We start from the raw sequence: 21,719 nt of genomic DNA on the forward strand, positions 1-21,719 counted from the left end.
CGTCAGTCGCAAGGGCTAGCCCCAAGTATGGCACCGAGATGAGCACTTGATCCGCAAAAATACAGCTGGTTTTCCCTCACGCAGCGGCGGCGTCCGGCCCGGGCTTGTGGCCACGGGCGTTGCGTACAAACGCCACAAATTCCGTCAAGGAAATCGGCTTGCTGAACAGATAGCCCTGAAAAATATGGCAGCCGTGCGCCACCAAAAACTCGCGCTGCCCCTGGGTTTCCACGCCCTCAGCAACCACGGCAAAGCCCAGGCTCTTGCCCAGCGTGATGATGGCGTGGGCAATCGCTGCATCATTGGGATCGCTCAGCACGTCGCGCACAAAGGATTGGTCGATTTTGAGCTGGTCCAGCGGCAGCTTCTTCAGGTAGTTCAGGGACGAATAGCCCGTACCGAAATCGTCCAGCGAGCAGCCTACGCCCAGTGCGCGCAAGGACTCCATCTTGTGCACGATGTCGTCCATGTCCTCCACCAGCATGCTCTCGGTCAGCTCCAGCTTGAGGCGTTGCGGGTTGGCCCCGGTCCGCTCCAGAACCGCCTCCACTTGTCCAACAAAATCGCTTTGGCGGAACTGCCGTGCACTCACATTGACCGACAGACTCAGGTGCGCCATCTCGGGCACCTGCGACCAGGTGACGAGCTGGGTACATGCATGGCGAAGCACCCAGGCCCCAAGGGGCAAAATCAGGCCGGTCTGCTCAGCCATGTCGATGAAGTCCCCGGGCGCCACCAGGCCCATTTTGGGGTGACGCCAGCGCAGCAAGGCCTCGGCACCCAGCACTTCGCCCTCGTGGGTCAGCTGGGCCTGGTAGAGCAAAAAGAACTCGTCCCGCGCGATGCCCTTGCGCATGTCCACCGCCAGCGCGCTGGACTCCGCAACCTCCGTCACCATGATGTGCACCAGTGCGTACAAGCCCAGCATGGCCAGCGCCGTGTTGACCCAGGTTCCGCTGATGCGCACCTCATGCGGAATCAAGTACTGCGTCTGAAGACCCCAAGTGGTGCTGCTCAACGCCACATAAGAGACGAACAAAAGGCCCACCACACTGTGGCGCATCCAGCCCGCCTCATCGCGCAGCACCAGCATGGCCGCGAGCGCCAGCACCAGGAGGAAGTGGTGGGTGGAGCGCGGCACCTGCGCGTCGGGAATATCAAACACCAGGCCAAAAGCACAGATCGAGGAATACACCGTGGCCAGCATCACAAAAAAAGCCAGCCGCGTGCGGCGCTGTTGGGTGAGCCAGGCCACTCCCGCCCCCAGCAAGGCCATGGTCACCTCCATCGCAACGATGATCCAGGCCCCGCGGGCAAAAAAGAAGGCCGCCCACCCCACCCCGATGCCCATCATCAAGACCGCCGCCACCCATAGCATCATGCGCACCCGGTGTTGGTGCAAATGGCCCGGTGGAGACAGGTTCTCGTTCATGCAGGCTCCTCTTGCACCTGCGAGGCCAACACATACACGGCAAAAGCATCCACAGGCAGCGGTCGGCTGAACAAGTAGCCCTGGTAGGCCTGGCAGCCACTGTTCAGCAGAAAATCGCGCTGCTCAAGCGTCTCCACCCCCTCGGCAATGACCTCCAGGCCCAGGCTGTGTCCCAGGGCGACAATGGTTTTGGCAATGGCCGCATCGTTGGGGTCGCTCAGGACATCGCGCACAAAGGACTGATCGATCTTGAGCTGGTCCAAGGGCAGGCGCTTGAGGTAGCTCAGTGAGGAGTAGCCGGTGCCAAAATCATCCAGCGAGAAGCCCACGCCACGCGCCCGCAGCGCCGACATCTTGGCGATCACATCCTCCACGTTGTCCACCAGCAGGCTTTCTGTCAGCTCCAGCTTCAGGCGCCTGGGGTTGGCACCGGTGTAGTCCAGCAGCGCCAGCATGTGCTCGGCAAAGTCTTGCTGGCGAAACTGGCGCGAGCTGACATTCACTGCCAGGCTCAGGTGGGCGGTGACCGGGTCCTTGGCCCAGCTGACCAGTTGGGCACATGCAGTCTCCAGCACCCAGCCACCCAATATGACGATCTGGCCACTCTCTTCCGCTACCGGAATAAAGTCCGCCGGAGACACCATGCCGCGCACCGGGTGCTTCCATCGCAGCAAAGCCTCGGCGCCTTGCACCCGCCCGAGAGCGTCCACCTGCGGCTGGTAGTGCAACTCGTATTGGCCAAAGAGCAAGCCCTGGCGGATGTCGGCCTCCAGCTCTGCGCGCTGGGTTACGGCGGCCTGCATCAGCGGGTCGTAAAAGCGCAGGCCGTTGCGGCCGGCACTTTTTGCCTGGTACATGGCCAGGTCGGCTTGCTTGAGCAACTCGTCCAGTGCCATCTCGTGCCCGCTGAACAACGTCAGCCCGATGCTGGGCGTGCTGTGGTATTCGTGCCCGGCCAGCCGGTAGGGTGCGTTGAGTGCCCCAATGATCTTTTCGCCAACCTGGGTGGCTTGCCCGGCCGCCACCGTGCGCTGCGCGTCCAGCCCTTCGAGCATCACCACATATTCATCACCCCCAAGGCGTGCCACCGTGTCCTCTTCGCGCACTGCATCCATCAGGCGGTGCGCTACCTGCTGCAACAACAAATCGCCCTTGTCATGGCCCAGCGTGTCATTCAGGGTCTTGAAGTGGTCCAGGTCAATGAACAGCAGCGCCCCGCAAGCCCCGCTGCGGGCACTGCCTGCCAGCGCATGCTGCAGGCGGTCCATCAGCATGCGGCGGTTGGGCAGTCCGGTGAGCGGGTCATAAAACGCCAACTGGCGAATCTGGTCTTCGGCCGCCTTGCGCTGGGTGATGTCAATGAACGTCGCCACGTAGTGGGTAACCCGGCCATCGTCGTCCGCAACCGATGAAATATGCATTTGTTGCGGGTAGATTTCGCCGTTCTTGCGGCGGTTCCAGATCTCGCCCTCCCAATGGCCCTGTTGCTCCAGCATCTGGTTCAGTGCCGCGTAGAAAGCGTTGTCGTGCCAACCGGAACTGAACATGCTGGGGGACTTGCCAATCACCTCGTGGTCTTCGTAGCCCGAAATCCGGGTGAATGCCTGGTTGACACGCAGGATGTCCCGGCGCGCGTTGGTCACCATCATGCCCTCTTGCGCCTCGAAGGCGGTGGCCGCCACACGCAACTCCGCTTCGGTACGGCGGCGCTCGGCCAAGTCCATGTCAAAACGGAAGAACTCCGCCACGGCCCCCTGGGCGTAGACCGCCGCATGGCTGGAGTACACCGGCACTTCCTGGCCATTTTTGTGCACCAGGGTGAGCTCCTGCGAGACAAAAGCATCGGGGCTGGCCTGCATGTCCTGCAGCACATCCTGAAAGGCCTGGCGCAGCATGTGCGGCACCACCAGCATGAACAAATTGCGGCCCACCGCCTCCTCGGCCGTGTAGCCATACAGGCGCTCGGACGCGCTGTTCCAATAGGTGATCGTGCCATCGGGCGTGTAACCCTGCACCGCCACGGCGCCCACGTTCTGCAGCAGGCTGCGAAAGCGACTCTCCGAGGCCTGCAACGCGGCTTCGGCCTCGCTGCGTGCAGTCACATCGCGGGCCAACAACACCAGGCAACGCGGCTGGCCCGCCACAGCCTTGAGTGCGTGGGCCCGGCCCTCAAAACGACGGCCCCCTTGTGTGGACTGCAAATCGAACTCAAAGGTTTGGGTGGTTTGCAACTCCAGGGTCCGCAGCAAGTGCGCCAACAGGGAATCGGCATCCTCGGGGGGCAGTACATCATGCAGACGCTTGCCCAGCAAGTGCTGGCCCCTGCCGCCGAGCAACAGGGCAGCGTCAGACAGGACCTCGACAAAGGTGCCATGCGCGTCCAGGACATAGAGCAAGTCGGGGATGGCCCCAATGGTTGCGCGCAAGCGCTCCTCCTGGCTGCCCAGCGCATCCTCGGTCTCCATGCGCGCCCGCACATCTTTCAGAATGACCCCCATCAGCAGGGTGGCAGGGGAAAACACCAGCAGGATGGGCAAGGCAATCGTCTGCAACACGACAGCGCCCACATTGCCGGGAAGCCAAGTGAACAGATAAAGCTCGACCACGTGCACCAGCAGCCCAAAGGCCAGCAATTGCCACCAGCCCAACCCCACCCAGCCACGGCGGTACACCCAGTAATACGCCAGGCCCATCCCGTAACAGGCCAGCGCAACAGCCACCCCCACACTGGCCCCCGCCCCGCCCAGGTGCCAGCGGTAGGCGGCTGCAATGCCGACGGCCACACTGCCAACCCAGGGCCCGCCAAACAGGCTGGCCATGCTCAACACCACCGAGCGTGCGTCAAAAATAATTCCGGGGGCGATCTGCAGCGGCATGAGCATACCCACCACACAAATCCCGCCAAACAGGAGTCCTCCCACCCCCTGGCTGAGCCAGGGGTGCTGGCGCAAAGCGCGCACGCTGTAGCTATACAACTGGCTCAAAGCCAGCAGCAGTGCCACGCCCTTGGCAAGCTCTAACAGCAAGGGAAACTCCAGCCACCCGGAACGCTAATACACGCCAAAGGCCCTCCCTACAAGTGTTCTTGCAAACATTATGGCGCGCAGCTGCGCGTTTGCGGGAGGTTTCGCACGCCCCTGGCGGCTCGCCCAGCGCGACCGGGCCGGGGCGCTAACTCAGCGGCTGGACTGGTCGCGCAACTGGCGGCGCAGCTCAGCCCGTTCGGTCGGACTCAGCTGGCGCCCAGATGGACGCTCGGCCCCGGCAGGGACCGCATCTTGCACAGGTACCAAGGCCTGGCGCAAGGCTGCGCGCCGTTGGTCTTTGCCTGGTTCAGTGGTTCCGCCCCCGGACGCCGCATCACGCCCCTGCGCAGGGGCCGTGGGCGCCCGACCATCGGCAGGCCCGGCCAACCCCAAAGGGGGACAGGCAGCCAACACAAGGGGAAGTAAAAAGCAACGCATGGTGGGTTAACGCAAGAGTTCGCTGTGGTGGCGACATTGTTGGAGCGGAGGCCTGTCAATGGGCTTGCTTATTTGTAACATAGTGTCAAAGTAAGGCTTGGCCTCGGCATTCGCGGGCCTGTGCAACGCAAAATCGCGCCTGTTACAAATTTCGAGTACCCCATGCAAGCCAACGCAAACCGTCCCAACAAAATTCTGGTGGTTGATGATGATGCCCGCATCCGGGACCTGCTGCGCCGTTACCTGACGCAGGAGGGTTTTGATGTGCTGCTGGCCGAGGACGGCAAGTCGCTCACCCGCATCATGCTGCGCGAAACGGCAGACCTGATCGTGCTGGATCTGATGATGCCTGGCGAAGATGGCCTCTCCATTTGCCGCCGCCTGCGCGCAGCCAATGACGTGACCCCCATCATCATGCTCACCGCCAAGGGCGAGGACATCGACCGCATCGTGGGCCTGGAGGTAGGCGCCGACGACTACCTGGGCAAGCCCTTCAACCCCCGCGAGTTGCTGGCCCGTATCCACGCCGTGCTGCGCCGCCGACCGGTGACCGAGGTGCCGGGTGCGCCGTCCAGCGAGAACGAGGTGGTCAAGTTCGGCACCTTTGTGTTTGACCTGGGCGCCCGCACGCTGACGAAGGCAGGCCAGGAACTGACCCTGACCACGGGCGAATTTGCCATGCTCAAGGCCTTGGTGCGCCACCCGCGCATTCCGCTGTCCCGCGAAAAACTGGCCCAGCTCTCGCGAGGCCGCGAGTTTGAGCCCTTTGACCGCAGCCTGGACGTTCAGGTGTCGCGCCTGCGCAAGCTGGTGGAAAGTGATGCCACCACCCCGCGGTTCATTCAAACGGTATGGGGCGTGGGTTATGTGTTTGTGCCTGACGACGCGGCCTGATGCTGGGCCGCGCCACTGTGGCAAAAACCGAGCAAGCCGATTTTGATGCCAGCGCCCCCGCCGCGCTGGCCGATGCGGAAGTCCCAACCGGCCGCTGGCGCTTTACGCGCCTGAGCCTGTTTTGGCGCACGTTTTTTCTATTGGCCATCCTGCTGCTGGGCAGTATTCTGGCCTGGCTGCAGACCTTGCGTTCGCTCGAATTTGAGCCTCGCGCACTGCAAACCGCACAGCAACTGGCCTCACAGGTCAACCTGAGCCGTGCCGCACTTATCCACGCCGATGGCATAGCCCGTATCTCCCTCATCAAAACCATGAAGGACGAGGAAGGCCTGCGCATCGTGCCGCGCGAGCCAAACGACCGCTTCTCCCTGCTGGACAACGATGCCCTGAGCCGCCGCGTGGCAGTGGACATGACCGAGCGGCTGGGCAAAGGCACCATCGTGGCCAGTATGGTCAATGACCAGCCGGGATTGTGGGTCAGCTTTGTGATTGATGGCGACGAGTACTGGCTGCAGACCGACCAGAACCGGGTGTCGATTGCCGGTGGGGCCACCTGGATGATCTGGCTGTTTGTGGCGGCAGCACTCTCGCTGGCCGGGGCCGCACTGATTGCGGGCCTGATCAACCGCCCGCTCAAGGACCTGTCGTTTGCGGCCAGCCGCGTGCGGGAGGGCAATTTCAGCGCCAGCCAGCTCGACGAACACGTCAACACCAGCGAAATCCGCGAGGTCAACATCGGCTTCAACCGCATGGCGCAAAAACTCGCCAAGGTGGAGCAAGACCGGGCCGTCATGCTGGCCGGCATCTCCCATGACCTGCGCACACCGCTTGCGCGCCTGCGACTGGAAACCGAGATGAGCGTGGCCGAAGAAAGCGCCCGCGCCTACATGGTGGCCGACATCAACCAGCTCGATGCCATCATCGACAAGTTTCTGGACTATGCACGCCCTGACCGCGTGGCCTTGGCCCCGGTCGTGCTGGGCGATGTGGTGGACGCCTGCGTCTACTCCCTGCAGAAACTGCCCGACGTGCGCATCAAGATCGACATGCAGGACGACCTGCTGGTAATGGCTGACGAAGTGGAGCTGGGCCGGGTGCTGTCCAACCTGCTGGAAAATGCCAGACGCTATGGCAAATCGGTGCACACCGGCATCGCCATGATCGACATTGCCGCCATTGCGCGTGACAAGTGGGTACTGATCAAGGTGCGCGACCACGGCATTGGCGTGGGCGAAGAGCAGTTACACCAGCTGACCCAGCCCTTTTACCGCGGAGAGGCCGCGCGCACGGCGGCCAATGGGGCCGGCCTGGGCCTGGCGATTGTGGACAAAACCATCCAACGCATGGGCGGCGTGTTCAAGCTGGCCAACTCCACGTCAGGCGGCCTGACAGCCCAGATCCGGCTGCAGCGCGCCACCCGTCTTTAAGCTTTCAACAGCAGCACCACAGCGCGTGCCTCCATGGCGCGCCCCTCGCCCACCGGGCCCATTTTTTCAGCGGTTTTGGCCTTCACATTCACCTGGCCCACATCGATACCCAGCACCGCCGCCACCCGCTCACGCATGGGCACGATGTAGGGCGCCAGCTTGGGCGCCTGGGCAATGATGGTGCTGTCCACATTGCCAATGGCATAGCCCAGCGCCCGAATATCGGCCGCCACCTTGGCCAGCAACACCGCGGAGTCAGCCCCCAGGTACTGGGCATCGGTGTCGGGAAAATGCTTGCCAATATCGCCCAGCGCAGCGGCACCCAACAGAGCATCCGTGATGGCGTGCAGCAAGGCGTCGGCATCGGAGTGGCCCAACAGGCCTTTGGTGTGGGGAATCTCGACTCCGCCCAAAATCAACTTGCGGCCTTCCACCAGCTGGTGCGTGTCCCAACCTTCGCCGATTCGAATGTTCATTCCCGTGTGTCCTTGGTTCTTGGGGTCGGGTTGACCGAAAACGTGGGCATCTGCATGCCCGAAATAGACGCCAGCACCGGCTTGCGCTCGGCAGAACTGGCAATCAGGGTGTCCAGCAAGGCGGCAAAGGCGTGCATGGTGGTTTACTCCAGTGCGCGCGCGGCCAGCACCGCATGGGCCAACGCAAAGTCCTGCGGGTAGGTCACTTTGAAATTCTGCGCGCTCCCCTCGACCAGGCGGGGCTGCAGGCCAACGAACTCCATGGCGCTGGACTCATCGGTCACGGCATCGCCAGCCATCTGCAAGGCCTGCTGCAGCGCACCGATGCGAAACATCTGCGGGGTTTGGGCCAGCCACTTGTCACTGCGGTCCACCGTCTGGGCCACGCGCCCATCCTGCGCCCGCTTCAGTGTATCTGGCAGCTTGAGCGCCAGCAGGCCGCCTACCGCGTCGTGCTGGCAGGCATCCATCAGCGCCTCAATCTGGGCGGGCGTCACCAAGCAGCGGGCGGCATCATGCACCAGCACCCAGTCATCGGCCAAAGCACCCTGCTCCTGCAAGGCAGTTAGACCATTCAATACGGTCTTGGCCCTTGTGGATCCTCCGCAAGCAGCTATCAAAACAATAGCATTCTGCTGATCAAAGAATAGGTCGCCGGGGGACACCACCACCAAAATCCCTGCCAGCCGGGGCACCGCGGCGAAGGCTGCCAGCGTATGCAGCACCATGGGCTGACCGGCGATGGGCTGGTACTGCTTGGGGCCTGCAGCGCCTGAGCGGCTGCCATTGCCAGCACAGGGAATCAACGCAAAGAAGCGCGAGGTTGTGATCTGCTGCATGGTCAATAGCGTTCTCTGACAGGGGTAATCAGGTGGGAGTCGGCAAGGTGCCCGCTGTGCGGCGAAGATAAGGAAAAGATGGCAAAATTTCCACGTCCATTCGCAGGGCAAAGATTCACCCATGCAGGTGAAAAATGGATGCAAACCGTCGCAGCGACGAATCATATCAATTGAGCCCATGCCGTATCTCCTTCCCCTGTACGACCCCACCACGGTCCTGTTATCACTGCTGATTGGTTGTTTTGCGTCCTTTGTCACGCTGGAACTGGCCAAACGCATGCGTTCGCCCGACAAGGCACTGGCCCGCTTCTGGTGGTTTGGCGGGGCGATCACCATGGGCACGGGCATTTGGTCCATGCACTTTGTGGGCATGTTTGCATTCACCTTGCCCATTGAACTGGGTTACCGGGGCATGCAGACCTTTGTGTCCTGGATCGCCGTGGTCGTGGTTTCCGCGATTGCCCTGGGGGCTGCCAACCAAGGGCAGCTCAGCCGACCACGGCTGGTCACCAGCGCACTGTTAATGGGAGCTGGCATTTGTGCCATGCATTACACCGGCATGGCTGCGCTGGACATGGCTCCGGGCATCGTCTGGGACTGGTGGCTGGTGGCGGCCTCTGCGGTGATTGCAACCACCGCATCGGCAGTTGCACTGCTGATTTTTTTCTGGCTGCGCCGTGTCAATCGAAAGCACCTGTGGGCCTACCAACTGGCCGCCGCCCTGGTCATGGGCCTGGCCATCACCGGCATGCACTACACCGGCATGGCAGCGGCGCAGTTTCCGATCAACTCCATTTGCCTCAGCGCAGATGCGCTGGCCGGAGATGAACTGGGCGTGTTTGTGATCCTGGGCACCTTGATGCTCCTGAGCATGACCATGGTCACCGCCATCCTGGATGCACGCATGCAAAGCAGAGCATCGCGACTCTCGAACAAATTGCAATCCACCAACGCCGAACTGCAAAAAGCCAACGAGGTCTTGCAGCAGCACGCATTCACAGACGCCCTGACGGGACTGCCCAACCGCCTGCTGCTGGAAGACCGGCTGCGCCACGCGGTGAGCCGCTTCGAACGCCAGGACAAATCGCCGGCGTCGCGCCATCTCAAGCGCATCGCCGTGCTGTTTATCGACCTGGACGGTTTCAAGCCCATCAACGATGCCTTTGGACATGCCACTGGCGACAAGGTGCTGCAGCAAGTAGCACAGCGACTGCAGCAGTGCGCCCGCGAGGCCGACACCGTGGCCCGGCTTGGGGGCGACGAGTTTGTCATCTTGCTGGAAGACCTGGGCAATACCGCCGATGCCGTCACTCTGGCACAGCGGGTGATCAACCAGTTTGCGGCCCCGCTGGAGATCGACGGCCGCTCCATGCACCTGGGCACTTCCATCGGCATTGCGCTATGCCCTGACCATGCACAGAACGAAAAACTGCTGGCGCACGCCGATGCCGCCATGTACGCCGCCAAGCGCATGGGAGGCCGCAACTACGCCCTGTTTGAAGCGCATATGGACGCCAGCAACCACGGCGAGGTCAGCCTGCATGCGGACCTGAGCCAGGCGCTGGCCCGGGGCGAGATTTCATTGCATTACCAGCCCAAGGTGGAAAACCGCCGCGGCACCATCCGCGGGGTGGAGGCCCTGCTGCGCTGGCAACACCCACGGCGTGGCGCTGTCGGGCCCCATATCTTTATCCCGATTGCCGAACGCTACGGCCTGATCAATGCGCTGGGCGACTGGGTCATCAACGAGGCCTGCCGGCAAATGCAGGCGTGGCAAGAGGCGGGCCTGAACCTCTCTGTGGCCATCAACCTGTCGGTCTACCAGCTGCGCCAGGACAACCTGGGCGAGCGCATTGGCGCCGCGCTGAAACGCCACGGCATTCCCCCCGAACGCCTGGTGTGCGAAATCACCGAGTCTGTCGCCATGGAAGACATCCGGGCCACACAAACCGCATTCGATGCCATCAGCCGCCTCGGCGTGCTGCTGTCGATTGACGATTTTGGTACCGGCTACTCCAGCCTGAGCTACCTGCGCCAGTTGCCCGCCAAGCAGCTCAAGATCGACCGCAGCTTCATTCTCGATATTGAAGACAGTGTGGATGCACGCGCCATTGTGGATGCCGTCATCAAGTTGGCCCATGCCCTGGGCCTGCACGTAGTGGCAGAAGGCGTCGAGACAGAGGCCCAGCGGGACATTCTGCTGGCGCTGGATTGCGACGAAATGCAGGGCTACCTGTTCGCCCGCCCCATGACGCCTGACGCACTGCTGGAGATGGCCCGTAGCACCCCAGGTGAGGGCCGTACCGGCTTCTCCCCTTCGGTGCTGGAGCTGTGAACGGCCCTTAAAATACCGACAGCCTGCCCCCGCAGGTTTTTCACACCCCCAAACCGTCGTTTGGGGGTGTTCTGCATTTCTTGCCGCATTCGATACCCGTTATGGATTTACCTAAACTCACCAGCGGCAAACGCTTCACCCTCCCCCGCCCGGTCGGCTCGGCGGATGCCCTGCTCCTGGCCCGCCTGGGTGAACGCGAAAAAGCGGCTGGCCAGCCCATGACGGTGGTCACGGCCAATGCCAGTGACGCCCAGCGCCTGCTCGAAGAAATCGCGTTTTTTGCCCCCACCCTGCGCTGCGCCCTGTTTCCCGACTGGGAGACCTTGCCCTACGACACGTTTTCGCCGCACCAGGACCTGATCAGCGAGCGCTTGGCCACGTTGTGGCGCATCTCCCAGCGCGACCAGGACACCGGTGCCGATGTGGTTATCGTGCCCGCGACCACCGCCTTGTACCGGCTGGCGCCGCCCAGCTTTCTGGCGGGCTACACCTTCGAGTTCAAAGTCAAGCAAAAGCTGGACGAAGCCAAACTCAAAAGCCAATTGACGCTGGCGGGTTACAGCCATGTCACCCAGGTGGTGAGCCCTGGCGAATACGCCGTGCGCGGGGGGCTGATTGATTTGTTCCCCATGGGCAGCCCGGTGCCGTACCGGGTGGACTTGTTTGACGACGAAATCGACAGCATCCGCACCTTCGACCCCGACAGCCAGCGCAGCCTCTACCCGGTGCCCGAAGTGCGCCTGCTGCCCGGCCGCGAGTTCCCCATGGACGACGAGGCACGTGCCAAGTTCCGCAGCCGCTGGCGCGAGATGCTGGAGGGCGACCCGACCAAGAGCCGTATCTACAAAGACATTGGCAATGGTGTCGCCACCGCCGGCATCGAGTACTACCTGCCACTGTTCTTCGACGAGATGGCTACGGTGTTCGACTATGTGGGGGACAGTGCCCGCGCAGCAGGCGCCCAGGGGCCCTATTCCTCCACCGTAGTGCTGCATGGTGACCTGGAGCCTGCCTTCCAGCGCTTCTGGCAAGACACCAAAGACCGCTACCGCCTGGTACAGGGCGACCCCGACCGCCCCGCCCTGCCCCCTGAAGCCCTGTTTTTGGGCATCGAGCAGTTTTATGCCCGGGCCAACGCCCACGCCCAGCTGGCGATCCGCGCACCGGGTGAAGGTGATGCGTTTGTGGAGTTTGCGGGCCTGCCCCCCCTGTCGGTCGAGCGTGGCACCGAAGACCCGCTCTCCCGCCTCAAGGCCCACGCGCGCAACACCCAGCACCGCATCCTGGTGCTGGCCGAGAGCGATGGCCGGCGCGAGAGCCTGCTGGACTTCTTGCGCGCCAGTGGCATCTCACCACCGGCGTTTGACTCGCTGGCCGAATTTCTGGCCAGCGACGAGAAGTTTGGCATTGCCACCGCGGGCCTGACGGTCGGCTTTAGCTGGCTGGAATTCGGCATCGACCTGGTCACCGAGACCGAGCTGTTTGCTGCCGGCCCCACCACGCGCCGCCGCAAAAAGCAGGAGCAGGTCAGCGATGTGGAGGCGCTGATCAAGGACCTCTCCGAGCTCAATGTGGGTGACCCGGTGGTGCACAGCGCGCACGGCATTGGACGTTACCGCGGCCTGATCAACATGGACATGGGCAACAAAAATGCCCAGGGCGAACCCGAGTTGCAGGAGTTTTTGCACCTGGAGTACGCCGACAAGGCCACGCTCTATGTGCCCGTGAGCCAGTTGCAACTGATCAGCCGCTACACCGGCGTCAGTGCCGACGAGGCCCCGTTGCACCGCCTGGGCAGCGGACAGTGGGAAAAAGCCAAACGCCGCGCTGCCGAACAGGTGCGCGACAGCGCAGCCGAGCTGCTCAACATCTACGCGCGCCGCGCGGCGCGCGAAGGCCACGCCTTCCGCTACAGCCCGGGCGACTACGAAACCTTTGCCAACGACTTCGGCTTTGAAGAAACCGCCGACCAGAAGGCAGCCATCCACTGCGTGATCCAGGACATGATCAGCCCCCGCCCCATGGACCGCCTGGTCTGCGGCGACGTGGGTTTTGGCAAGACCGAAGTCGCCCTGCGCGCGGCCTTTGTCGCCGTGACGGGTGGCAAACAGGTGGCGTTTTTGGCGCCCACCACGCTCTTGGCCGAACAGCACTACCAGACGCTGGTGGACCGCTTCGGCAAGTGGCCCGTGAAGATTGCCGAGATGAGCCGCTTTCGCAGTGGCAAGGAAATCACCGCCGCCCTCAAGGGCGTGGCTGATGGCACGGTGGACATTGTGGTGGGCACGCACAAGCTGCTGAGCCAGGACACCAAGTTCGCCAACCTGGGCCTGCTGATCATCGACGAGGAACACCGCTTTGGCGTGCGCCACAAGGAGCAGATGAAGGCGCTGCGCGCCGAGGTGGACGTGCTCACGCTCACCGCCACCCCCATCCCGCGCACGCTGGGCATGGCGCTCGAAGGCCTGCGCGATTTGAGCGTGATTGCCACCGCCCCGCAGCGCCGGCTGGCGATCAAGACCTTTGTGCGCTCCGAGGGCAATGGCGTGATCCGCGAGGCCGTGCTGCGCGAATTGAAGCGTGGCGGGCAGGTCTACTTTCTGCACAACGAGGTGGAGACCATCGAGAACCGGCGCCAGAAGCTCGAAGAGCTGCTGCCCGAGGCCCGCATTGCCGTGGCCCACGGCCAGATGCCGGAGCGCCAGCTCGAAGCAGTGATGCGCGACTTCATCGCCCAGCGCTACAACCTGCTGCTGTGCTCCACGATTATTGAGACCGGCATCGACGTGCCCACGGCCAACACCATCGTCATGAGCCGCGCCGACAAGTTTGGCCTGGCGCAGCTGCACCAGCTGCGTGGCCGTGTGGGCCGCAGCCACCACCAGGCCTATGCCTACCTGATGGTGCCCGACATCGAAGGCCTGACCAAACAGGCCCAGCAGCGCTTGGATGCGATCCAGCAGATGGAAGAACTCGGCAGCGGCTTCTACCTGGCCATGCACGACCTGGAGATTCGCGGTGCCGGCGAGGTGCTGGGCGAAAACCAGAGCGGCAACATGCTGGAGGTGGGCTTCCAGCTCTACAACGAGATGCTGAGCGAAGCGGTGCGCTGCCTGAAGGCCGGCATCGAGCCCGACCTGCTGAGCCCGCTCAACGTCACCACCGAAATCAACCTGCACGCCCCGGCGCTGCTGCCCGACGACTACTGCGGCGACGTGCACCTGCGCCTCTCGTTCTACAAAAAGCTGGCGACGGCGAAGAACACCGACCAGGTGGACGGCCTGCTCGAAGAAATTGTGGACCGCTTTGGCAAACTGCCCGCCCAGGCGCAGACCCTCATCGACGTGCACCGCCTGCGGGTGATTGCCAAGCCCTACGGTGTGGTCAAGGTGGACGCAGCCCCCGGCGTGATCACCATCACCTTCAAGAAGGACCCGCCGATCGACCCCATGAAGATCATTGGCCTGATCCAGAAGAACAAACACATCAAGCTGGCCGGCAACGAGAAGCTGCGCATTGAGCGCGAGCTGCTGGAAGTGAAAGACCGGGCGCAGATGGTGCGCGACATCCTCAAGAGCCTGGGTCAGCCCCTCGCAGCCACCCCCGCCTAGTTATGCATCAAATCGGCCTCTAGCCACCGTAGATATTGCGCAAACAGCTCCTGAAACCATAGCAAATAACCCCATGTCCAGCACCGAAACCTCCCCCGGCCTCGTCATCCAGAACCTGCCCGCCGCACTGAAGCTTGCCGACTACAAGCTCATCGCGTTTGACATGGACTCCACGCTCATCAACATCGAGTGCATCGACGAAATAGCCGACGCCGTGGGCCGCAAGGCCGAAGTGGCCGCCATCACCGAGGCGGCCATGCGCGGGGAGATCACCGACTTCAAGGACAGCCTGCGCCGCCGGGTGGCCTTGCTCCAGGGCGTGACGGTGGCTGACCTGGAAGCCGTCAAGCGCGAACGCCTGCAGCTCAACCCCGGCGCCGCCGCGCTGGTGGCGGCCTGCCAAAAGGCGGGGCTCAAGGTGCTGCTGGTCAGCGGCGGCTTTACCTACTTTGCCGAGCATGTGCGCGCGCTGCTGGGTATCGACTTCACGCGCTCCAATGTGCTGGAAATTGCCTCAGGCCCCCACTGCGGCGTGTTGACCGGTGGGCTGGTGCAGCAGAGCTGGGGTGACATCTGCGATGGTGCCGAGAAACGCCGCACGCTGCTGGAAGTGGCCTCGCTCCTGGGCATAGAACCTGCGCAGTGCATTGCCATGGGCGACGGCGCCAATGACCTGCCCATGATGGGTGCGGCGGGCCTCTCGGTGGCTTACCACGCCAAGCCCGCCGTGCGCGCCCAGGCCCAGGTGGCCATCAACGAAGGTGGGCTGGACCGCTTGCTGGAAGTGCTGGCGTAAACCGCCGCCTGGGCGGTGTGTTCAGGCCCGGTGCACCACCGCCTGTCCTGGTTCCACGGCAAAAGTGGCCAGGGTCTGCACCCCGGAGTCTGGCCGCGTCACATCGTCTACCGCCCGCAGGGTGACACTCAGCCCCTTGGGCGTGAACTCGGCCACCCCGTAGCCGCGCCGCTCGCGGTCGGCAAACACAAAGTGCGGGTTCTCGGCCAGGGTCTCTGGCAAGCCGTCGTTGCTGCCGCCGCGCGAGGTGATGCTGGTGCCGCAAAACTCCACCCCGACCGCCTTGCTCTGGGCACGTGCGTAGTCGGCCTTCACATGGCCGACCCAGTTGGAGTGCACATCACCGCCCAGAAACACCGGGTTGCGGGTCTGGTGGTGCTGCAAGGCATCGGTCACCCGCGTGCGGGCCGCGGCGTAGCCGTCCCAGCCATCGTTGGACACACTGCGCCCCTCGCCGGGTTTGAAGTCCCGCTGGCCAAACACGGTTTGCTGGCCCAGCACCGTCCACTGCCCGCCGCCTGCGGCCAAAGATTGTTCCAGCCAACGCTCCTGCGCCGCGCCCAACAGCGTGCGCCGCGGGTCGGCCAAGGCGGCGCAACTGGCCGGGTTGACGGTGCTGGAACCCGGGCCACCGCCCTTGGTGCAGGCCTGCGGATCGCGGTACTGGCGGTCATCGAGCAGATGCAGGGTCGCCAGGCGGCCAAACGGTACCCGGTCATACAGGCGCAACTCGCGCTTGGCCCCCCACACCCCGTTCAGCGCCCGGCCCAGTGCCGCGGCGCGCAGCGGCATGTGTTCGTAATAGGCCTGGTAGGCGGCGGCACGGCGGGCGGCAAAGTCAATGCCCTCGGGCCCACGGCTGCCCTGCGTACTGCTGGCGTAGTCGTTTTGCACCTCGTGGTCGTCCCAGGTCAGCAGCCAGGGGCAGTCGGCATGCATGGCCTGCAGGTGGGGGTCGCTTTTGTAGAGGGCGTAGCGGGCGCGGTAATCGTCCAGCGTGAGGGTGGTTGCAAGTGGCACGGTGCGCACGGCCTGGCTGCTACCGCCGTATTCGTAGATGTAGTCGCCCAGAAACATCAGGGCATCGAGCTGCTCTGCCTGCATGTGGCGGTAGGCGCTGTAGTAGCCATGCTCCCAATGCTGGCACGAGGCATACCCCAGGCGCAGCCTGTGGGCCGCAGCGTCCGGTACCGGGAAGGTGCGCGTGCGGCCCACCAAGCTGACCGCAGCCCCAAACATGAAGCGGTAGTGGTACCAGCGGTCGGGCTCCAGGCCCTGCACCTCCACATGCACCGAATGCGCCAGCGCGGGCAAGGCCTGCGCCTGCCCGGACTGCACCGGGCGCCGGAACTCCGCATCGTGTGCCACCTCCCAACGCACGGTGACAGGCCCGAGTGATGGCACCTGCTCCGTCACCAGCCGGGTCCACAGCACCACGGAGTCGTGGGTGGGGGAACCGCTGGCTACCCCCAATGCGAAAGGGTTGTCCTGCAGCTTGGGCTGGCTCCAGGCACTGCGTGGCAGCCACAGGGTGCTCGCGCCAGCGGCCGCCCAGCCCAGGAGTTGCCGCCGGTCCATCACAATAATCAGCCCGCCGCGATCTGGCGCAACGCCTGCTCAAACACCTCGGGCGGCTGGCCGCCCGAAATCAGGTGACGGTCATTGATGACCACGGCAGGCACCGAATGGATGCCCTGGTCCAGATAAAACTGCTCCTGCTCGCGTACTTCCGTGGCGTAGTCGTCGGTCGCCAACACGCGCTGGGCCTCGTCCACATCCAGGTCTGCCGCCCGCACGGCACGCAACAGTACCTCGTGGTTGCTGGGGTCTTCGCCCTGGGTGAAGTAGGCCGTGAACAAGGCCTTCTTCAGCGCCAGTTGCTGGCCGGACGTTGCGGCCCAATGCAGCAGGCGGTGCGCATCGAAGGTGTTGTAGATGCGGCCGCGCTTGTCCATGTTGAAGGTGAAGCCCAAGGCCTCGCCACGTTGGCGGATGTTCTCGCGCGCGGCGGCGGCCTGCTCGGGGGTAGATCCGTACTTCTTGTGCAGGTGTTCGGTGATGTCTTCGCCTTCCGGCACCATCTTGGGGTTCAGCTCAAAGGGCTGGAAATGGATGTCGGCCCGCACCTCGCCCTCCAGGCGTTCCAGGGCGGTTTGCAGACTCTGCAGGCCAATGGCGCACCACGGGCAGGACACATCCGATACAAAGTCGATTTTTAGAGTGGAGTACATCAAAATTCCTTCAATGGGCGATCAAAAACCGCGGCCGCGCCATTATGCTCAGGGCCATCCATTCCTGTGGGTTCTGGGGAAATGTCCCGGCCCCTTTCGAGCTCTCTTCGTTCTCCATGCCCGCGATCCATTTCTTGGTGGCAGATAGCAGCCCCGCAATCCAGACCTTTCTACGCCAGTTGCTTGAAGGATACGGCTTTGAACCGTCCTGGATCAAAACCACCAGTACGCCACATGCGGCACTGGAAGTGGCCGCTGAACACCAACCCCACGTGTTGCTGACGGACTGTTACTCCAAAGACGCCATCAACGGCATTTCCCTGCACCAGTCGCTGCAAAAGTTCAACCCGCAGTGCCAATTCGGGCTGATGAGTGCCTACATGAGCCCGACCCTGGCCGAACAGGCCCAGCGCGCAGGGGCCCTGTTTCAATTGTCCAAACCGTTTACCGCGGCGGACATCAAGGCAGCCATGGCCGAAGCCATGGAGCAGATGGCGCAACGGCACCCCTGGATGGCCAGCAACCTGAGGCCCGCCCAGGCCCGGCCTGTTGTGCCGCCACTGCCCAAGTTCAAGGCGGGGGATGCCGTGCTGTACCAGGGACGCTACGAAACGGTCAAAGATGTGATTTTCCGCCAAGGCGAACTGGTGGTGCACCTGCTAGGCACGCCGGGCATGGTGCCCGCCACCAAAATCACCAAGCTTTAGGTGACCTGCCCCTGGCGCGCGCGCCAGGCTTGGTAGTCCGCCCACAATGGGCGCCAGACCAGGGCCATCAGGATCAGCGCCAGCGGTACCGTGGTGCTGTAGCCCACCCATTTGAACCCCATCGCGCCCACCAGCGCACCGCCGAAAAAGCAGGCCACCATGCGCAGCTGCAACCGCAGGCGTTCGCGGTTGGCGCGCACCGGGGTGTTGGTATGGCCGTTGATGTACACCAGCTTTCCCAACTCGATACCCAGGTCCGTTACCAAGCCGGTGAGGTGGGTGGTGCGAATTTCGGCCTTGGAGATTTTGGTCACCACCGCATTTTGCAAACCCATCAGGTAACACAGCAGCACGATGGTGAGCGGTTCAAAGAACCAGAATTTCGCCTCGGCGGCCGAACCAAACACACCGAAACACAGCAAAAGAATGGCCTCCAGCAGCAAGGGGCGGCCAAAGGCGCTGCGCAGTTTGCGCTGCAGGCTCCAGTTCACCATCCAGGCCGTGGTCATGGCTCCCGCCAGAAAAGCCGCCAGCGAACACACACCGATCAACACCACGGACCACTGCCCCAGTACCAGGTAGTCGGCCACGGCGGAGACAACGCCCGTCATGTGGGAGGTGTAGGTTCCCACCGCCAGAAAGCCGCCTGCATTGGTGGCCCCCGCCACAAAGGCCAATGCAGACCCCAGGCCGATATTGGCCTGGGAGGAACGCTCCAGATCGGTCCAGCTCACATGCAGGCCCGTTACAGGGCTTGGCCCAGACGGCCAATACCCTCTTCGATCTTGGCCACGTCGGCCGTGGCAAAGCTCAGGCGCAGGGTGCTGGGGTCCGGGTCGTTTGCATAAAACGGTGCCCCTGGCACAAAGGCCACCAGCTTCTCGATCGCACGTTTGGCAAATTCACTGGCGTTCTGCTCCTTGCCGTGGGCGCCGGTCAGGCGCGCCCAGAAGAACATGCCGCCCTGGGGTTGGTCAAAGGCAATGGCATCGCCCAGCTCGCGCTGCAGGCATCCGGCCATCACACGGGCACGCTCGGCATAGGTGGCGCGCACCGCCTTCAGCGCCGTGGGCAGGCGGTTGAGCGTGAGGTAGTGGGCGGCGGTGGCCTGCGTCAGGTTGCTGGTGTGGGCATCGCTGAACTGCTTGCACATGGTGGCCCGGCTCAACAGCGCAGGCGGCGCAATCAGCCAGCCCACACGCAAGCCGGGGCTCAGCACCTTGCTGAAGCTGCCGCAGTGCGCCAGCCAGTCACGGCTGCCGGGCACGCTGTCGCTCAGAGCCAGCAAGCTCGGTGGCGGGGCCTGATCAAAGAACAGCTCGCCATAGGGGTCGTCTTCCACCACCAGCGTTTGGGTGCGCACCGCAATCTCCAGAATGCGCTTGCGCCGCTCCAGGCTCAGCATCGCTCCGCTGGGGTTGCCAAAGGTCGGGATCAGGTACACCAGCTTGGGTTTGTGCTCTTCGATCAGTGCTTCGAGCTTGTCCACGTCCACGCCGTTGGCATCAATCGGCGCGCCGATCACTTGCGCGCCGTAGAGGCGGAAACACTGGATCGTGGCCAGGAAGGTGGGCGCCTCCATGATGACCTTGTCGCCGGGCGAGATCATGGTCTTGCCAATCAGGTCCAGCGCCTGCTGGCTGCCGGTGGTGACGATCAAACCATCGGGGGCCACGGTGGCGCCCTTGCTGGCCATATGGGTGCTGATGCCTTCACGCAGCGGCTGCCAGCCCTCGGTGGCGCCGTACTGCAATACCGGGCCGGGGTTGTTCTTCAACACCGCATCCGTGGATTCGCGGATGCCTTCCACATCAAACAGCGCAGGGTCGGGGAACCCACCAGCAAAACTGATGATGCCGGGCTTGCCCAGCAGCTTGAACAGCTCACGGATGGCGGAGGTTTCTACATTGTTCAGACGATCGGCAAATTGCATGAGGCTCTCTTTCGACTTGCAAGGGCAAAAAATAAATCTGGGCGTCCGGCCAATTGGACAGGCAACCGGTGGGATTGGGGTAAATTGTCACCGATTGGGTCGCCCCCATTTCTGGAGAGTCCATGGCCAACCTAGAGTCATTCTTTGCGAGCATCAAATTGCCATCGATGTCTGAGGTCGCCCATGCGTTGATCCAGACCCTGAACGATGACGATGCCTCCGTCGCCCAGGTGCGGGACCTGATCGCCAAAGACCCGGCGCTTTCGGCCAAGCTGCTGCGCCTGGCCAACAGCGCCCAGTTCGGCCTGCCCCGTGGGGTGGGCACTCTGGACGACGCCATCACCATGGTGGGGATGGTCAAAGTGCGCACGCTGGCACTGGGCGCTTGCCTCAGCGAATCTTTCCCCAACCTGCCAGACCTGGACCGCAGAGATTTCTGGCGCACCAGCATGGCCTGTGCAGGCTATGCGCAATGGCTGGCGCAACGCTTGGCCATTGACAGCCAGTTGGCGTGGCTCACCGGCATGATGCTGCGCTTGGGCGAACTGCTCATCGCCCAGGCCGACCCGGCCACCCTGCGGGAGATCGAGAAACTCCCGCACCTGCCCGGTGTGCGCTGGCAACGCGAAAAACGCCTGATTGGGTTCACCGAGGGTCAGATCACGGCGGAACTCGCCCGTCGCTGGAACTTCCCCATGCAAATGGTGCAGGCCCTGCAGCGTTCGGCCGACCCCATCACCGAGCAAGCCTTTTCGCGCCTGGGTGCGGTGGTGCACCTGGCCGGCCTGCTGGCCGAAACCGAGGATGCCGGCCCCGACTCTGTGGACAGCCTGCCCACCGAAGTGATTGCCGCATTGACCCTGGATACCGATTGGCTGCGTGCCAAGTTTCCGGATACCAGCACCTTCCTGGATGTAACCGCCTAGTGACCCCTGCCCATATCGAAACATTTTTTGCCACCCTGCGGGCGGCCAACCCGCACCCGCAGACCGAGCTGGAGTACAGCTCAGTCTTCGAGTTGCTGGCGGCGGTACTGCTGTCGGCCCAGGCCACCGATGTGGGGGTGAACAAGGCCACCCGGCGGCTCTTTGCAGTCGCCAACACCCCCCAAAGAATCCTCGCGCTGGGACTGGAAGGTCTGGAGCAACACATCAAGACCATTGGCCTGTACCACAGCAAGGCCAAGCACCTGCTGCAAACCTGCCAGATGCTGGTGGACCAGCACGCAGGCCAAGTACCCCGCACGCGCGAGGCGCTGGAAGCCCTGCCGGGTGTGGGCCGCAAGACGGCCAACGTGGTACTCAATGTGGCCTTTGGCGAACCCACCATGGCGGTGGATACACACCTGTTTCGCCTTGGCAACCGCACCGGACTGGCTCCGGGCAAGACGCCGCTGGAGGTGGAGCGCAAGCTGCTGCAACGCATTCCGGCGCCGTATCTGGTGGATGCCCACCACTGGCTGATCCTGCATGGCCGCTATGTGTGCCAGGCGCGCAAGCCCCTGTGCTGGCAATGCAGTGTGGCCCCCACCTGTAGCTATACACTCAAGACACCTGCCCCCACTCGGTAAACCC

The 21,719-nt window shown here is 63.3% G+C and carries 18 protein-coding genes; 8 read left to right on the top strand and 10 right to left on the bottom strand.

All coding sequences use genetic code 11. The features are described 5' to 3' along the window. Nucleotides 1-76: 76 nt before the first annotated feature. From AC3WS7_RS02365 to AC3WS7_RS02375, 3 genes are all read right to left on the bottom strand, one after another. Nucleotides 77-1,432 carry a putative bifunctional diguanylate cyclase/phosphodiesterase gene (locus tag AC3WS7_RS02365; RefSeq protein ID WP_492655250.1) on the bottom strand — a complete coding sequence of 452 codons (1,356 nt, stop codon included), beginning with the start codon at nt 1,430-1,432 and terminating at the stop codon, nt 77-79. Then, nucleotides 1,429-4,458: an EAL domain-containing protein gene (locus AC3WS7_RS02370; RefSeq protein WP_492655251.1), complete on the bottom strand. Its 3,030-nt coding sequence runs from the start codon at nt 4,456-4,458 to the stop codon at nt 1,429-1,431. The genes AC3WS7_RS02365 and AC3WS7_RS02370 overlap by 4 nt, the downstream gene beginning before the upstream one ends. A 150-nt stretch (nt 4,459-4,608) precedes the next feature. Next, the gene (locus AC3WS7_RS02375; RefSeq protein WP_492655252.1) at nt 4,609-4,869 is read right to left on the bottom strand and encodes a hypothetical protein; all 261 of its coding nucleotides are present in this window, start codon (nt 4,867-4,869) and stop codon (nt 4,609-4,611) included. 189 nt (nt 4,870-5,058) lie between these two features. Here AC3WS7_RS02375 and ompR point away from each other — a divergent pair, with 189 nt between their 5' ends. After that, the gene (gene ompR / locus AC3WS7_RS02380; RefSeq protein ID WP_094480663.1) at nt 5,059-5,790 is read left to right on the top strand and encodes an osmolarity response regulator transcription factor OmpR; all 732 of its coding nucleotides are present in this window, start codon (nt 5,059-5,061) and stop codon (nt 5,788-5,790) included. Further along, nucleotides 5,790-7,217, top strand: a complete 1,428-nt coding sequence (locus AC3WS7_RS02385) for an ATP-binding protein (protein WP_296464204.1) — start codon at nt 5,790-5,792, stop codon at nt 7,215-7,217. The genes ompR and AC3WS7_RS02385 overlap by 1 nt, the downstream gene beginning before the upstream one ends. Here AC3WS7_RS02385 and ispF read toward each other — a convergent pair. Genes ispF through ispD form a run of 3 tightly spaced genes read right to left on the bottom strand, consistent with a single transcriptional unit; the run spans nt 7,214 to nt 8,532 of the window. Next, the gene (gene ispF / locus AC3WS7_RS02390; RefSeq protein WP_296464207.1) at nt 7,214-7,693 is read right to left on the bottom strand and encodes a 2-C-methyl-D-erythritol 2,4-cyclodiphosphate synthase; all 480 of its coding nucleotides are present in this window, start codon (nt 7,691-7,693) and stop codon (nt 7,214-7,216) included. The two genes, AC3WS7_RS02385 and ispF, sit on opposite strands and share 4 nt — an antisense overlap. Beyond that, on the bottom strand, nt 7,690-7,830 hold the full coding sequence (locus AC3WS7_RS02395; protein ID WP_492655253.1) for a hypothetical protein: 141 nt from the start codon (nt 7,828-7,830) through the stop codon (nt 7,690-7,692). The genes ispF and AC3WS7_RS02395 overlap by 4 nt, the downstream gene beginning before the upstream one ends. A gap of 6 nt (nt 7,831-7,836) precedes the next feature. Continuing rightward, a complete protein-coding gene (gene ispD, locus AC3WS7_RS02400) occupies nt 7,837-8,532 on the bottom strand; it encodes a 2-C-methyl-D-erythritol 4-phosphate cytidylyltransferase (protein WP_492655254.1) in 696 nt (231 codons plus the stop codon). A gap of 178 nt (nt 8,533-8,710) precedes the next feature. Between ispD and AC3WS7_RS02405 the strand changes: the two genes are divergently transcribed. The 3 genes from AC3WS7_RS02405 to serB all read left to right on the top strand — a co-directional run bounded on the left by AC3WS7_RS02405 (nt 8,711) and on the right by serB (nt 15,274). After that, the gene (locus AC3WS7_RS02405) at nt 8,711-10,867 is read left to right on the top strand and encodes a putative bifunctional diguanylate cyclase/phosphodiesterase (RefSeq protein ID WP_492655255.1); all 2,157 of its coding nucleotides are present in this window, start codon (nt 8,711-8,713) and stop codon (nt 10,865-10,867) included. 101 nt (nt 10,868-10,968) lie between these two features. Further along, nucleotides 10,969-14,478 (top strand): transcription-repair coupling factor, encoded by a 3,510-nt coding sequence (mfd, locus tag AC3WS7_RS02410; protein WP_492655256.1) that lies wholly within the window; start codon nt 10,969-10,971, stop codon nt 14,476-14,478. A 73-nt stretch (nt 14,479-14,551) separates the two neighbouring features. Further along, nucleotides 14,552-15,274, top strand: a complete 723-nt coding sequence (gene serB, locus AC3WS7_RS02415; RefSeq protein WP_296464217.1) for a phosphoserine phosphatase SerB — start codon at nt 14,552-14,554, stop codon at nt 15,272-15,274. A 21-nt stretch (nt 15,275-15,295) separates the two neighbouring features. On the opposite strand, the gene AC3WS7_RS02420 is transcribed toward serB, so the two are convergent. Continuing rightward, on the bottom strand, nt 15,296-16,852 hold the full coding sequence (locus AC3WS7_RS02420; RefSeq protein WP_492655257.1) for an alkaline phosphatase D family protein: 1,557 nt from the start codon (nt 16,850-16,852) through the stop codon (nt 15,296-15,298). A gap of 8 nt (nt 16,853-16,860) precedes the next feature. Next, the gene (locus AC3WS7_RS02425; protein WP_296464221.1) at nt 16,861-17,505 is read right to left on the bottom strand and encodes a DsbA family oxidoreductase; all 645 of its coding nucleotides are present in this window, start codon (nt 17,503-17,505) and stop codon (nt 16,861-16,863) included. Nucleotides 17,506-17,621: 116 nt separating this feature from the next. Here AC3WS7_RS02425 and AC3WS7_RS02430 point away from each other — a divergent pair, with 116 nt between their 5' ends. Beyond that, nucleotides 17,622-18,212 (top strand): response regulator, encoded by a 591-nt coding sequence (locus AC3WS7_RS02430; RefSeq protein WP_492655258.1) that lies wholly within the window; start codon nt 17,622-17,624, stop codon nt 18,210-18,212. On the opposite strand, the gene AC3WS7_RS02435 is transcribed toward AC3WS7_RS02430, so the two are convergent. Both AC3WS7_RS02435 and AC3WS7_RS02440 read right to left on the bottom strand, forming a co-directional pair. Next, nucleotides 18,209-18,946 carry a YoaK family protein gene (locus AC3WS7_RS02435; RefSeq protein ID WP_296464226.1) on the bottom strand — a complete coding sequence of 246 codons (738 nt, stop codon included), beginning with the start codon at nt 18,944-18,946 and terminating at the stop codon, nt 18,209-18,211. The genes AC3WS7_RS02430 and AC3WS7_RS02435 overlap by 4 nt on opposite strands. Nucleotides 18,947-18,957: 11 nt before the next feature. Continuing rightward, nucleotides 18,958-20,145 carry an aminotransferase-like domain-containing protein gene (locus AC3WS7_RS02440; protein WP_492655259.1) on the bottom strand — a complete coding sequence of 396 codons (1,188 nt, stop codon included), beginning with the start codon at nt 20,143-20,145 and terminating at the stop codon, nt 18,958-18,960. 122 nt (nt 20,146-20,267) lie between these two features. Between AC3WS7_RS02440 and AC3WS7_RS02445 the strand changes: the two genes are divergently transcribed. Beyond that, nucleotides 20,268-21,071, top strand: a complete 804-nt coding sequence (locus tag AC3WS7_RS02445) for an HDOD domain-containing protein (RefSeq protein ID WP_492655260.1) — start codon at nt 20,268-20,270, stop codon at nt 21,069-21,071. Further along, on the top strand, nt 21,071-21,715 hold the full coding sequence (nth, locus tag AC3WS7_RS02450) for an endonuclease III (RefSeq protein ID WP_296464233.1): 645 nt from the start codon (nt 21,071-21,073) through the stop codon (nt 21,713-21,715). Before AC3WS7_RS02445 ends, nth begins: the two co-directional genes overlap by 1 nt. Nucleotides 21,716-21,719 lie beyond the last annotated feature (4 nt).

It is taken from the genome of Rhodoferax sp. EU05-FHT12H12 (assembly GCF_058791215.1).